At 45.2% G+C, this 14,837-nt stretch carries 7 protein-coding genes; 5 read left to right on the top strand and 2 right to left on the bottom strand.

Annotation, left to right across the window (positions count from 1 at the left end; translation table 11 throughout):
- Positions 1 to 138: 138 nt before the first annotated feature.
- A complete protein-coding gene (locus M2444_RS20160) occupies positions 139 to 1,440 on the bottom strand; it encodes an aminotransferase class I/II-fold pyridoxal phosphate-dependent enzyme (RefSeq protein WP_280787884.1) in 1,302 nt (433 codons plus the stop codon).
- Between the two features lie 179 nt (positions 1,441 to 1,619).
- A complete protein-coding gene (locus tag M2444_RS20155; RefSeq protein ID WP_280787883.1) occupies positions 1,620 to 2,237 on the bottom strand; it encodes a pyridoxamine 5'-phosphate oxidase family protein in 618 nt (205 codons plus the stop codon).
- Between the two features lie 143 nt (positions 2,238 to 2,380).
- On the opposite strand from M2444_RS20155, the gene pdxR reads away from it, so the two are divergent.
- The 5 genes from pdxR (at position 2,381) to M2444_RS20130 (ending at position 14,827) form a co-directional block, all read left to right on the top strand.
- The gene (pdxR, locus tag M2444_RS20150) at positions 2,381 to 3,886 is read left to right on the top strand and encodes a MocR-like pyridoxine biosynthesis transcription factor PdxR (protein WP_094871675.1); all 1,506 of its coding nucleotides are present in this window, start codon (positions 2,381 to 2,383) and stop codon (positions 3,884 to 3,886) included.
- A gap of 214 nt (positions 3,887 to 4,100) precedes the next feature.
- On the top strand, positions 4,101 to 4,886 hold the full coding sequence (locus M2444_RS20145; RefSeq protein WP_094871677.1) for a helix-turn-helix domain-containing protein: 786 nt from the start codon (positions 4,101 to 4,103) through the stop codon (positions 4,884 to 4,886).
- A gap of 550 nt (positions 4,887 to 5,436) precedes the next feature.
- Positions 5,437 to 6,180: a 2,3-diphosphoglycerate-dependent phosphoglycerate mutase gene (gene gpmA, locus M2444_RS20140; protein WP_094876879.1), complete on the top strand. Its 744-nt coding sequence runs from the start codon at positions 5,437 to 5,439 to the stop codon at positions 6,178 to 6,180.
- A gap of 216 nt (positions 6,181 to 6,396) precedes the next feature.
- Positions 6,397 to 7,389: an ABC transporter substrate-binding protein gene (locus M2444_RS20135; RefSeq protein WP_280787882.1), complete on the top strand. Its 993-nt coding sequence runs from the start codon at positions 6,397 to 6,399 to the stop codon at positions 7,387 to 7,389.
- Positions 7,390 to 7,963: 574 nt separating this feature from the next.
- On the top strand, positions 7,964 to 14,827 hold the full coding sequence (locus M2444_RS20130; RefSeq protein WP_280787881.1) for a glycoside hydrolase family 3 N-terminal domain-containing protein: 6,864 nt from the start codon (positions 7,964 to 7,966) through the stop codon (positions 14,825 to 14,827).
- Positions 14,828 to 14,837 lie beyond the last annotated feature (10 nt).

Here is a 14,837-nt window from a genome sequence, read left to right as displayed (position 1 = left end):
TTTCGGTGTGTGTTGTACTTGAGTACATCGTATTGTATGTGCGGAGAGAGAAGCATGTATAGGCCAATGCCGGAGGAGTCCAGAAAAAAAATCAGCCCCGTAGAAACGGAGCTGATTGTAAGGAGTATGAAAGATTTGTTACGCTTTTTCCAGATCACGAACGCCTGCGTATACAAGATCAAACAGATCTTCGAGCTGAGCCTCTTCGATACAAGAGAAAGCAATCCGCAGATCTGTTTCACCGAGAGCGATAGTGCCCAGTCCATAATTATGAATCAGGTGAAGCCGCAGAGCTTCAGCCGAAACAGTATGCAGCTTCAGACACATGAAGTAGCCGGAGTTAAAAGGATAATACGTCCATACATCATCGCCGTATTTGCCGCTATCGAGCAGCGCTTTTACTTTATTCGCACGGCCCTTCATGATTTGGAACTTCTCTTCCTTCTGTTCTTCGAATTGTGGAGATTTCAGTGCATCCAGTACGAAGGTCTGTGATGGGTGTGCACCACTGGAAATAGTGGCGCGAATAATGCCTAATGTTTTTTGCTCCAATGCGGCCAGCAAATCCTTGTCTTCCGAGGCATAAGTGATGAAGCCAACACGGAAGCCCCAGACGAATTCTTCTTTAGTAGCACCGTCAATTTTGATTGGAAGCACACGTGGGTGCAGCTGAGCAAGCTTACCGAATAATGATTCCTTTAGTGAGTCTTCAAAGAACAGTCCGAAGTAGGCATCATCACTTACGACAACCACGTTAATGCCTTCCTCAGCCGCACGAAGGATAGCTGCGACGATTTCATCGCCTTCCTTAATCCCCGGAGTATAACCTGTAGGATTGTTTGGGAAGTTCAAAAGCACAATGGCTTTGCCGCGTTCTTTTTGAGCCAGCAAGGCTTCTTCCAGACCCGCACTATTGAAAGTCATTTCTTCTGTGAACAGCGGATAGTTAACGGTTTCCCCATGGCGGCGGATTCCGAAGGTTAATTCATAGTTCTCCCAGTTCTTGTCTGGGTAGATAATAGCGTCACCTGGCTCAGCGAAGAGGTCAGCGACAATGCTAAGCCCATGAGTCAGGGCGTTGGTTACAACAGGATTGCTGATGGTTTTACCTTCTAGCGATGGATTTTCGCGCAGCATCTTTTCACGCCATACAGTACGCAGCTCTGGTTTACCTGCTGGAGGAGCGTAACTATACAGATCCTTAGGGCTGTAAGCGGATAGTTTATCCTGGATGACGCCGAGGTGCATAGGCACGCCACCTTCAGTAGCAATACCGATGGTTGCGTTATATTTCTTGGCGTGAGCTCCTGCTTCAGCGGATTGGCTCAGGATACCCTCTTTAGGGAAATAAATTTCTTTGCCAAGCGTAGAGAGCATATCGTACACATGTTCATTTCCTGCTTTGATACTTTCGTTTAATTGTCCAGCTAGTGGATTCATCAGTTTCATCCTTCCAGGGTTCTTTGGGGATAACATACTGTTAACATTGCCTAACATTATATCACCGCCACTTGCAACCGTCACTTGGAAAGATACGTTTTTTTAAAATTTAAGGAAGTTTAAGTTTTACACTATACGTAGTGCTTATTTTGTACGAGAAACTGGTTTATCCGTAACTATTATTCGGAGTGGTAGGGGCAGTATTTTTTCATCATTTCTATGGTTTCTTCATCCCGTGGATGATTTCTTTCAGCTAGGCCGGAAATGACCCCGGAACGTCCTTCTTCTTTTAGATTCTGCCCAAACTTAAACTTTGCCGTGATCTCATCCGGGGTAATGCGCACTACCGCGACTCCCTTTAGACGGGGACGGTACCTAGGGTCTTCAGCATCAATAGGCTCATAACCACCCTCGGGCTGGAGTTTTTTCATAAACAAGGAGAGTACGATGGCTTTTTCGCTAATGTCATCTACAGGTTCGGCTATGCCGTAGGCGGTGACACTTTTAAAATATGCGGTGGCTGGGCAGGCCATCTCAGGATCACTAAAATAAGACGGAATCAGCGCATACTCATCTGCTACGGTAAAGCAGACCTTCTGCTGATTGCGGATCGCCTCCATTTTGCCGCCAGCATGACTGCCGTGGAAATAGAAACACCCATCTGTATATACAAAATTCAGCGGCGTCACCCGCGGTAGCCCTTGTTCATCGCTTGTCCCGAGAAAACCATAGCTCATTCCGTCTAGAAAAGAGGCCAATTCTTCCTCCTGATCTACTTGAAATTCTTTTCTACGCATAGGGATCACTTCCTTTTTCTTATTAGTGTAGAGCGTTTGCTCCAATGTAGATGTTCTTTCAAGAATAGAAGAGTCATTGACAATTAAAAAGGACCAATTAAGATAGTTTTTAATGGACCACTTGCTGGCCAAGGAGGGAAACAATGAATATCACGCTGGCATACGATCAATATCTGGCAATACACCGCTACAAATATCTAGCGCTATATCATGCGCTCCGCGCTGCAATATTGGAGGGGATTCTCCAAGGTGGCACGCAGCTGCCATCTACACGAAGTTTGGCTATGCACTATGACATGTCGCGCGGTTCAGTCTCGCAGGTGTACGAAATGCTGCTTGCTGATGGTTATGTAAGGACGGTGACAGGGCGGGGGACATTCGTATCAGAAGATAGCTTCTCTTCAGCTTCTGGAGATATTAAGCGTGAAAATGCAGCTTGGGGTGAAGTGGCAGATGTTGCTGGGGGAGGCCTTGCATCAGAGAGAATGATCCCACTCTCGGCATGGGGAAGGCGACTACTTGCGCGTCCGACACCTTTGTATGAGCAGCGTAGCAACAATGTTATAAGCTTTCTTAGCAGTGGTATGAGGATGGAGCATTTTCCTTACTCCGAATGGCGTAGTGCGCTGTCCTATGCCGGAGGGAAGGAAGGCGGATTGCTTCAAAGTACTTGTCCACCTCAAGGAGATGAAGGGCTTCGGAAAGCTATTGCTGCACATCTGCGGATTACCCGCGGAATTCGTGCGGATGCAGAGCATATCGTATTGTTTAGCGGTTCGATGCAAGGCATCGTTATTTTGACACAGTTACTGCTGGATGCAGGAGGCGCAGCGGTTGTCGAGGACCCCGGCTTTCATGGGATTCGCCGAGCGGTAGAGATTAACGGGGGACGATTGCTGTCAGGAAAGCTGGATGACAGCGGTCTTATCCCGGAGGATTGGGATGCGCGTCTGTTGTTTGTTACAACGAGTCGTCAATTTCCTACAGGTGTGGTGCTGCCTTTGGAACGGAGGCGAATCTTGCTGGAATGGGCGCAGCGGCATGATGCGGTGATCATTGAAGATGATTATGACAGTGAGTTTCGGTGGTCAGGACGTCCAATTGAGCCTTTAAAAGCGCTAGATCGCGGAGAACAGGTCGTGTATATTGGCTCCTTCTCAAACACGATGTTCTCTGGCCTTCGGCTTGGCTTCGCAGTGCTCCCACCCTCGCTGGTGAAGCCGACGATCGCCGCCAAGGCGTTATATGAGCCCTTGCCAGTAGGACTGCTGGAACAGCGTGCGTTGACGCGGTTCATGAATACCGGCGGCTATAGTCGTCATCTGCGCCGGATGACCCGCATTTACGGCGAACGTGGCCGTATTCTTAGGACTCTGCTGTCGGAACAGTTGAATGAGCTGTTTGAACTGTTGCCTGGCGATGCGGGGCTACAAGTATATGCGCGGTGGCTGCGCAGTAGAGAAGAGTTCGTGGCATTCCGGGCGGCGGCGCACAGGCGCGGCACAGATTTCAGAGATGCGGCGTTATATCAAGTTTCGGCTGGGGAGCCAGCCGCATGTTTTGCTTTTGCCCATCTGAATGCTGTGGAGCTGGAGGAAGGAATAAAGCGCCTCCTTTTGTCGTGGCAAGATGTACAAAATGCAACATGACAAGGTATGATGGTGGGGATGGACAGCAAAATGAAGTGAATGCTTATGATGCAAGTTTTGCGAAGTAACTCAGAGTAGATTATGCTAACGATGTAAGTTTTGGCAAGTAACTCAAGCAGTTTATGCTAACAAAACGAAACGAATGCTTACGAAGCAAGTTTTGCGAAGAAACTCAAAGTAGTTTATGCTAACAAAACTTTTGGGAGGGAACGTTATGCTGCACGCATCGCCGTCCTCTTTTGTTATATTACCTGCCTTGGCGAAGATTGTGTGCGAACCAAGCTGGAAATGGCAAAAAAGAGAGAAGTCGCTGCAAAATTATGATTTATTCTATGTATGGAGCGGGGAAGGGACGGTTATACGTAACGGGGAACCCTTCCAAGTGGGCAAGGGAAGCTGCTTCCTGTTCCGTCCGGGTGACCATACTAGCGCTACTCATAATCCGCAAAGACCGCTTGTCCTTACATATATTCATTTTGATGTCACCGGAGAGGTGACGGAAATTCCTCTGCCCTATCGCGTACTCGCAGAAACCGTTGAATTTGAGCATCTGCTTGCTCGTTACGTCCGGCTGTTCCTAGTGGATACGTACGCAGCTGAGGAAGAAGGGCAGCTTGTTCTAAAGCAACTAATGATTCATCTGCTTAGGGAGGACCGAGTGAAGCCTGTAGAACGTTATGCTAGCAACCATTTAACAGAGATTATTCATGAAATAGCGAACTATGTGAGCCAACATCCCGGGATTTCGCATCGCGTAGAGGATCTTGCTGCACGTGCAGGGCTGTCGCCGCGGTATTTCTCAATTAAGTTCAAGGAGCTTACTGGCTCTTCCGTTCAATCTTATGTCATTCGAGCCCGGATTGAGCGTGCTCAGCATTTGTTGCTTTACGCAGGAATGAATGTTACTGAAGTAGCAGATGCGCTTGGATACCGTGACATATTCTTTTTCAGCCGCCAGTTCAAGCAGTATACCGGAAAAAGTCCATCTGAGATCCGCTGATTTGCATTCGTTGTTTCAGTTATTTCATCCAAGGGTAAATACTTTGCAGTTTAGTTTACAGAGAATTTACATACTTCTTGGAAGGGGAGACGCATGGGATGATGATCAGACGCCGAATCTGCAACACCGATTGTAAAAGTGGAGGCGCAGGGCTTTTTAGAAACCGTTTAAGAAGATTAAAACAATCGAGTGCTTTTGCCATAGACAGCTGGTTCTAAACTGAGTAAATAGGTATATAATCGCTGGACATGACCAAAGACTTTAAATAACCGGGGCCAACAGGCTTCCGGTTTTTTTGAAATATAAGAGATCAACGCTTACCGTCCTTATAAGGATGCCGCTAGGCATTTATGCTTGGCAAACTGAAGGATTTATCGTTCCTCTTGTTGTATTTGATACAATAGAATAAATCTCCTATGAGGGTAATTTTGCATTCTGTTGCATATCTTACATTCAATTGGCGAAAAAACGCCCATACTAGAGATTATCACGCTGATCTATTGCATGAAGTAACAGAGTTCCAGAGCATACAGGTGGGAGGAGAGATAAAATGTACGAAATCGTACTAATACGTCATGGTGAAAGCCAGTACAATGTGCAAAATTTGTTTACGGGTTGGAGTGATCCGGATTTAACCGAAAAGGGTATTCTAGAGGCTAAGGCTGCTGGCAAGCTTTTGAAGGATGAAGGGTATACGTTTGATCTAGCTTTTGCATCGGTACTTAAACGATCGATCAAAACACTCAACTATGTTCTCGATGAAATGGATCTGCTGTGGATTCCTGTGCAAAAGTCCTGGAAGCTGAATGAACGGCATTATGGTGCACTTCAGGGACTTAGTAAAAGTGAAACGGCGATAAAATACGGTGAAGAACAATTGCATCTCTGGCGACGGAGTTTATCGGTTCGGCCTCCACTGCTGGAGCTTAATGATCCTCGGTATGCCAGAAACGACATTCGTTATAGCAGTATTCGTCCGGAGGATATTCCGCGAGGCGAGAGTCTGGAAGATACTGTTCATCGTGTGGGTGATTTCTGGAGAAATCGCATCGTCCCCCTTGTGCGTAAAAAGGAACGGGTGCTCATTTCAGCCCATGGTAATACACTGAGAGCGTTGATCAAATTTATGGAGGATATTGATGAGGCAGCACTGCTGGAGCTCAATATTCCTACAGGGGTACCACTCGTGTACAAACTGGATGAGGACATTAATCCAATCAGCCGCTTTTATTTAGGAGATCCGGAACAGGTTGCCGCCAAGGCGCTTGATGTTGCTAAGCAAGGACATGTGTAATAGCGTAACAGGTGTAAAGAGCAGATAATGGCTTGAAAAGAGGAAGGACAGCCGTGGGGCTGTCCTTTTGTTTGTAGTGTGTAGTAGGTATCCAAAAGGTAAATGCAGTAGATGTTAACGTATTCTCCATTGCCAAGGATAGAATAATACTATATAGTTGTATTGATAATGATTATCAGTATCACTATATAATATGTCGATTGGAGTGAATTTATTTTGTTTAAATCTCCAAAAACTTACCTATTGCTTGTGTTTACTTTGGTTATAACGTTACTGCTATCAGCTTGCGGACAAGCAGTTGAGCACACCACCTCAGTAGAAGGGACAGAAAGTGCTGCATCTTCATCAAACAGCAATGACTCATCCAGCGAAGTGGACATGGTTACATATCAGGCAAGTAACGGAGATATTCAAGTACCCAGGAATCCGAAGCGGATTGTCGATTTAACCTCCTTCGACACTGGATACTTCTTGGCGTTAGGTATCAAACCTGTTGGTGTTATGAATGGTGTCTTAAACAGTCCCTACTTTGAAGGAATGCTGGAAGGCGTTCAAGGCCTTGGGGATGAACCGTCTCTTGAACACATTTTAGAGCTGAATCCTGATCTTATTGTTGTATTCTCCGGAATGGAAGGACTCGAAAAGCTGGCCGAAATAGCGCCAGTAGTAGCCATTCAATACGGAGCAAAAACTATCAGAGATCAAATGCTTGATTTCGGTACATTAACGGGGAAAGAAGTCGAAGCTAAAGCTTGGGTGGAACAATGGAACAAAAAAATCAGTGAATTGAAGCCTAAGGTGGTGGCAGCTGTAGGTGATAGAACCGTTTCTATCCTAAATCCGTATTCCGGTGGACTATTCGTATTCGGTCACAGCTACGGGCGCGGTGGAGAAATTATTTATAATGAATTTGGCCTGAAAGCACCTCCTGAAGCGCAGAAAGAAGCTATAGACAGCGGCACTGGTTGGGCAACAATCTCCCTTGAGAAGCTGCCTCAATTTGCTGGAGATATTGTATTCACATGCCCATGGGCTGGCGATACGAGCGATCCGAAAATCGTCTATGACAACCCCTTATGGAAGCATCTCCCTGCCGTAAAAGCAGGCAACGTATTCCAACTGGACCCAACCGCTGATACATATAGTGATCCCGTTACGCTTGAAGCGCAGTTAAATTACATTACTGAGAGTCTTTTATCTGCAAAATAATTCTAATTCAACGAAAGTCCACGAACTTGCTTTTGGTTTTTATAGCAGGAAGAATCGGCATTGAGCGATGCTGATTCTCCCTGCTATTTTTAATTTAGTTCTGTGATATATGAGTATATTCAATAAATCTATGAGGATTTTCTATGTTAGGATGATATTTCTGATGATAGTATTCAATGTAAGTTTAAAAAGTAAAGGAGGAATTAATGAACATTTTCGCACGTTTTAATTTGTAAGTATGTGTTAGGAGAATTATGCAAAAAATCTAAACCGGTTTAGATTTAATCAGTAACACACTTGATGCTTGAATAAGCCTTACTCCACAGCGGCTAGCGCTCTAGAGAATAACTCCTTCCTGAAAGTAAATTCATCCTATCGGTTTATGAAGTGAACGTTTATGCATTAGAAATTTAATTGAAATCTCGCTCTTTACGATGACCCATAATCCTAAGCTATACCTTAATCGAAAGGAATGGTGATAAGTATGAGGAAAAATTGTAATCGCTTACTTAAAATATTATTCTGCTGCATTCTGATAACCTCAATCATAACGCCTAGTACCAGTTCTCCCGTTATGGCCAAGGTTCTCCCGGGTTTAGCGGATGTGTCCAGAGAAGTGGCCGCTGAAGGAATTGTGCTGCTGCAAAATCCGGCGTATAAACTAGCAGGATCACAAGTAAATGAGAATGAACAAGTGCTCCCTATCAAGAAGAGTGAAAATGTATCGGTATTTGGCCGCATACAAGCGCATTATTACAAGTCTGGCACAGGATCTGGCGGTGCGGTAAGGGTAGATTATGTGAATGGGATTCTGGAAGGTCTCCGGAACAATCCCAGTCTCAAGTTAAATGAAGATCTGGCGAAGGTATATGCTGACTGGATCAAAAAGAATCCTTTCAACAATGGCGGTGGTGGCTGGGCAGCAGAGCCGTGGTCCCAGGCGGAAATGCCCTTGACCGACGAAATAGTGGATGCAGCAAAAGCAAAAACGGATACAGCTGTGGTCATCATCGGTAGAACAGCCGGTGAAGATAAGGATAATACGGACGTCAAGGGTGCCTATAAACTGACAGACCTTGAAGTAGACATGCTTAACCGGGTCTATGCCAAATTCGACCGAGTGGCCATCGTATTGAACGTAGCTAACGTTATCGATATGTCATGGGCTAAAAACTATCCCAAAGCTGCTATTTTGTACACATGGCAAGGGGGGATGGAAGGCGGTAGCGCAGTAGCCGACGTGCTGACCGGAGACGTTACGCCAAGCGGTAAATTGAGCGATACGATTGCAGCTACACTTGCTGACTACCCTTCTACTGCACATTTTGGCAGCAAAACTGAGAATTCTTATAGTGAGGATATTTATGTAGGCTACCGCTATTTTGAGACCTTTGCTCCGGATAAGGTGCTCTATCCATTTGGGTACGGACTGTCCTATACCAATTTCAAGATCACGACTGATAATGTCAACGCTGGTGAGAATGAGGTTGCAGTGACTGTAACTGTTCAGAATACAGGTAAGGTGGAAGGCAAAGAAGTTGTACAGATTTATTACGGTGCACCACAGGGTAAACTTGGCAAGCCGGCCAAGGAGCTTGCTGCTTTTGCTAAGACCCGGCTGTTACAGCCAGGGGAATCACAGTCGATCACCATCACGTATGACACCAAAGATATGGCCTCCTATGATGATAGTGGAATTACAGGTCATGATTCATCTTATGTTCTAGAAGCTGGTGACTATAATATTTACGTAGGTAACAGTGTAAGTGGCAGCGAAAAGCAAGGAGTATACAGCCTTAATGCTTTGAAGGTTGTAGAAACCTTGCAGGAAGCGCTCGCGCCAACTAAGGAATTTGACCGTATCAAACCAGGTCAACCGAATGAAAATGGTACTTTTACCACTGTCACTGAAAAGGTACCGACACGGACTACCGACTTGGATGAGAGAATCAAGCAAAATCTCCCTGCGTCCATTCCACAAACGGGAGACAAGGGTTATACCTTATTGGATGTATACAATCAGAAAGTGACTATGGATCAGTTCATTGCACAATTGTCCAACAACGATCTGGGGGCCATTATTTTAGGGGAAGGGATGTCCAGCCCCAAAGTTACTGCCGGTACCGCTGCGGCTTTTGGTGGTGTTACTAAAAATCTGCTGAAATTAGGGCTCCCTATCGATAGTGCTGCGGACGGCCCTTCAGGAATCCGGATGGAGACCAATGCAGAGAAGGCAACCAGTATCCCGAACGGGACGATGCTTGCCTGTACGTGGAACACCGAGCTGAATGAAAGATTATTTGATCTTCTTGGCAAAGAAATGCTGATTAACAATATCGATACGCTGCTAGGACCGGGAATCAATATCCACAGAAGTCCCCTGAACGGGAGAAACTTCGAGTATTTTTCGGAGGATCCGTTACTGACAGGCATCATGGCTGCTGCACAGACAAGAGGTCTTCAGAAGAACGGTACGGCGCCTACTATTAAGCATTTCGCTGCGAACAATCAGGAAACGGATAGACATCTTGTGAATGCACTTGTCTCTGAAAGAGCGCTTCGCGAGATTTATTTGAAAGGTTATGAAATGGCAGTGAAGAGTGGAAAGGCGCGTTCAGTGATGACGTCCTATGGTCCGGTAAACGGAACATGGGCTTCCAGTAACTATGATCTGAATACCACGATCCTCCGCGGAGAGTGGGGCTTTGACGGAATTGTCATGACAGACTGGTGGGCGAAGATGAGTGAGGATCAGGGCTTCTATGCCACTACCAATCGTTATGATGAAACCAACGGCAAAGCCATGGTCCGTGCCCAAAATGACCTTTACATGGTCATTCCGAACGATTATGCAGAAACGCATAAGAATCGGAATAACAGTACCTTTAATACAATGACATCGCTTGCTAACGGCAGTCTGACCCTGGGAGAATTGCAGCGTTCTGCCAAGAATATCACGAGCTTTTTGATGCAATCTCCAGCCTTTGCAAGAACGGCAAAGATTGATTACGTGGTCAATTATACGCCGGGAAGAGATTGGTTCCGGGTGAATACGGACAAATCAGGAGATCCACAGCTCTCTGATATTACGGTTGGCGGCAAAAAGATCAAAATATTTAATCCATTGAAACTCGACTATAAAGCCTTTGGTGAGCCGACTGAAACTAGCAGCTACCCCGAAGTCAAAGCTACGGCGATAGCTGGTGTAGACGTAAGTATACGACAAGCCGATAAAGATAGACCGGCTGCTGTAATTACTGCTTCGGCCGGAGGAGAGAAACGGATCTACAAGGTTATCTTCACGTCGGAGGAAGGCCTGGAACCGATTTTTGAGAATCCGACCTATGCTTATTTAAAGGATATCTCTATTGATGGTAAGCCGCTTGAGGGCTTTTCACAGACTAGGTTCAGTTATGATGTAGGTCTCAGTAATGGGGCTACTTTACCTGAAGTTACATTCGAAATGAATGATGGTGTAAAAGCAACGGCCAACGTAGACCTCATCAATAAAAGAGTGACGATCAAATGTATCAGCTCCGATCAGGCCAACTCCTATGTGATACAGTTTGGTACGACCCCACAAAGCGATGAGTTCGACACTGAGAATTTAAGCAACTTCTGGGTGATCAATAAAGAGACGGCTACAAATACAGAAAATAACAAAAATTGGTCTTTGAGCACTGTTCCCGGATATTTGAGAATCATCGCTGAAAGAGGCGACTTCTGGAGTGATCATGCAGATTTGAAGAACTATTTCCAGCAGGAAGCCTTTGGAAACTGGGAAGCAACAGTGAAAATTAATATGAGCAAAGCGCCAAATCAAAATTATAACGGTGTCGGCATCACGGCTTCACAGGATAACAATAACTATATCTGGGTGAAGTATGAATACAGTAGCGGCAAGATCATCGGTATGACCAAAGAGACCGGAGGTACGGAGCCAGTTACGATTGGGCAACTGTCTGCCGCTCAGCTCACGAGTATTTTTGGTGAAAAGAAAGAGTTGTATTTACGCCTGAAAAAAATAGGCAACAGCTATTCCGGTTATGTCAGTGCTGATGGCAAAGAGTATATTTCACTTGGCAGTACAACTGCCAACTATGCCAATCCGAAGTTCGGGTTACTTGCGTCCAACGGAAGTCAGAATCTCACAGATCCATTTATTGCCGATTTTGATTATGTCAGAATCAACAGTGATGTAGCTTTGGCAGTCAAGAAGATTGGGAAAAATACTAAATTGAAGGTAGCTGAGACGGAATTTGCCTCCATTACTCCGATAATCACGCCAGTAAGCAGTAATGATGTAGACGGCGGATTATGCTACACCAATACAAGCAAGGGTGAAGCCATCTCCTATAAGGTAAATGTGGAGAAAGAAGGCATGTACAAAGTCACATCACGAATTCGCTCTAGCCAATCGGATGTCGCCCAAATGTCCTTTGGTATCTATGATGGCGACAAGCTACTGGGGACCTTCGACCTTACCACAACTAAAGGGGTATGGAAAACCTTCAGAATTCCTGATGTTCAGCTGTCGGCAGGCGAGCATACCCTTAGAATTGTATTTGAGAGTGCTGGCATTGACCTGAACTGGTTAACCTTCCAGTTGAAGCAGGACAATGTTGACACTTCAGCGTTAGGTGCGGAAATTGAGGCTGCTCAAAACATCGATATGAATGCATATACTGCTTATAAAAAGCTCAAATTTAACGCTGTATTGGAAGAGGTTAAGGCAGTACTTGCCGAGCCGGTCAATGACGAGGTTGTAGCAGAAGCCATAGCTTCCTTGAAAGCGGCTATAACAGATTTGAGCATATCATCTATGCCAATCCATATTGCTCCGATAGAAACGCTGAAAGTAGAGAACGGTATTAGAATCTATCCTTATAATGCACCATGGATTTATGCAACGAATACCCAGTTCAGATTCGAAAGTGGTACGGACGCCATGAGTTATGTCAATTCTAATGACCTTGTTTATTTCGGTCAGGTTGACTTGACTAATCTTGTGGAAGTAAGAGTGCAGTATGCCCGTGAAGGCGGATCGTCTCCATCTTTTAAATTCTATACAGAGGCTGACAATACGGGTAAACCAGTTAAAAGAGCTACTACACAAGGAAGAGCATACGCTGATGCCTACAGCGGCGGAGGTTCTTTTGAACTTGGTAATGAATTTGCAAGCATTAGTTTTGCTCAGAAAGCAGGCGCTGCTTGGGGAAATTATGGAATAGCAAGCAGCAAACAAACGCCTGGAAATTCTTACATTGATCATTATTTGACAGCGGAGACCTTCCTAGACAGAACCAAAGTGACTGGAAAACAAAATGTGTATATGATTTTTAACGGACTAAATGCGAATTTACAATATGTTGAACTCATTTATGCTGATCCGATTGAAGTCACCTTCGATCAGAATTATCTGGACTCACCGGCTCCTGCCAAAGTAACCGCATTTAAAGGTGAAGCATTAAGCACCTTACCTCGGGTACCGGAACGTGAAGGCTACATTTTTACTGGCTGGTTTGATAATAAAGAAGGGACCGGTAATGCATTAACCGTAGAAACGGTAATGAACATAAGCGCGGTGTATTATGCCAAATGGACAGAAGATACCCATGCTAAAGAAATTATATCGATTGCTCAGCCGCAACTGCTGAGTGTGCTGTTCGGAACTGCTGCAGGAGAATTAAACCTACCAGCTACAGTGGAAGCTACATTGGGCAACAAAAGGGTAATTCACTTGCCTGTACAATGGGATAGTAAAGATTTCAACGGTGGAAAAGCGGGGAGTTATACGCTGGCAGGTAGCTTTGAGCTTCCTGAGGGTGTGTTGAATAGTACCCATCAAACTGTTTCTATTACAGTGGTTGTACTGCCAGAAGGCGCTAAACCTATCCAGATTACTAAAGTTGAGAAGCTGGAGGGCAAGAATGTTGAATTTGGCACCGCTTTTGATAAGTTGGAATTGCCGTCTTCAGTTACAGTAACGCTTGATACGTATGAGCAGGAGGAACTTGTTGTTAAATGGAGCCCTGCTGGTTATAACGGCAATGTGGAAGGATCATACGTACTGAACGGTACTATGATATTAGAAGAAGGAATGATCAACCCTAATGATCTGAAAGCTTCCATCACCATTCAGGTAATGCCGGAAGTGATTCGTGTCGCTGAGATTGTCACAGTGCAGGATTTGGAAAGTAAGAGCGTTCCATTCGGCACTCCATTTAATGGATTGAAGCTGCCATCATCGGTCATAGCTACCTTGAACAACGGTGAGACAAAGGCGATATCCATCGATTGGAATAGTGAAGGTTATAATGGCGATAAGCAAGGAGCTTATATCCTGAAAGGAGCGCTAGTACCTGTGGAAGGTATCAGCAATCCAAAGGACCTGAAGGTATCGATTACGATCGAAGTACTGCCGGAGGTCATTACGATACCGGAAATCACGGCAGTGCAAGCACTAGCAAGTAAAAGTGTTGCTTATGGTACCAGCTTTGACGTGCTGGAGCTTCCAGCTTCAGTATCAGTAACCCTGAATACCGGGATGACTAAGGTCGTTTCTGTTCAGTGGAACAAGGAAGGCTATAACGGTAATACGGAAGGAATGTACACCATCAAGGGGGATCTGATCTTGCCGGAGGGTATAACTAATCCACTTGGCCTGAAGGTACAGTTCTCTGTGATCGTTAAGCCTTACAGCGGTGGAGGTGATGGTCAACCAAGTACACCAACACCGGCTACCCCAGCTGTACCTTCAGTACCATCGATTCCTGGAGAAGTCGTAAAACCTGGAGAACAGCCTCAGCCTCCAACAACAGATGGAAAAACGAAGACACCGGAGCTAATCAGACAAGAGCTTAAGAATAAGTTTAAAGATGCTACTCTAATTCCTAGCTGGGCAGAATCTGCGATTGCAGCGCTGGTGGAGAGAAATATTATCAGCGGACGAACAGACGGAAGCTTTGATCCAAGTGGGAAGGTAAACCGTGCAGAGTTTGTTGCCATGGTAGTAAAAAGCTTCAACTTCAGCATGGGCGAGAATCAAAAGCAGTTTACTGACGTTCTGAAAGATGCTTGGTATAAAAACTATGTTGAGATTGGGACTTCTAATCAACTGATCAATGGTATCGGTAATGGCATGTTTGCTCCTAACAGCAGCATTAGCCGTCAGGACCTGTGTGTAATTCTATTCAATGCACTGAAGAAACTGAATGTTGAATTGCCGCAAGTGACTAACCATGACTTCCCAGATGATGCTTCTATTGCGGGTTATGCTAAAGAAGCGGTGTATGCCTTCAAAGATCTTGCTATTGTAAATGGAGGCAGCAGTGGAGAAATGGATCCGACAGCTTCGGCCACAAGAGCTGAAGCAGCTGTGATCATTAACAATGTACTGGATTACTATGCTAGCGTAACAAGCTCTAAAGTGAAATAAACAAAACAAG

Source organism: Paenibacillus sp. PastF-3, assembly GCF_029893135.1.
GTDB lineage: Bacteria > Bacillota > Bacilli > Paenibacillales > Paenibacillaceae > Paenibacillus_AQ > Paenibacillus_AQ nitricinens.
The sequence above is the reverse complement of the archived record's forward strand: the minus strand, read 5'-3'. Positions and strand labels throughout refer to the sequence as shown.

What these genes read in the sequence shown, in the direction of transcription:
- M2444_RS20160 (WP_280787884.1), bottom strand. Translation starts at nt 1,440, where the DNA reads ATGAATCCACTAGCTGGACAATTAAACGAAAGTATCAAAGCAGGAAAT.
- gpmA (WP_094876879.1), top strand. Translation starts at nt 5,437, where the DNA reads ATGTACGAAATCGTACTAATACGTCATGGTGAAAGCCAGTACAATGTG.
- M2444_RS20145 (WP_094871677.1), top strand. Translation starts at nt 4,101, where the DNA reads ATGCTGCACGCATCGCCGTCCTCTTTTGTTATATTACCTGCCTTGGCG.
- M2444_RS20155 (WP_280787883.1), bottom strand. Translation starts at nt 2,237, where the DNA reads ATGCGTAGAAAAGAATTTCAAGTAGATCAGGAGGAAGAATTGGCCTCT.
- M2444_RS20130 (WP_280787881.1), top strand. Translation starts at nt 7,964, where the DNA reads ATGGCCAAGGTTCTCCCGGGTTTAGCGGATGTGTCCAGAGAAGTGGCC.
- pdxR (WP_094871675.1), top strand. Translation starts at nt 2,381, where the DNA reads ATGAATATCACGCTGGCATACGATCAATATCTGGCAATACACCGCTAC.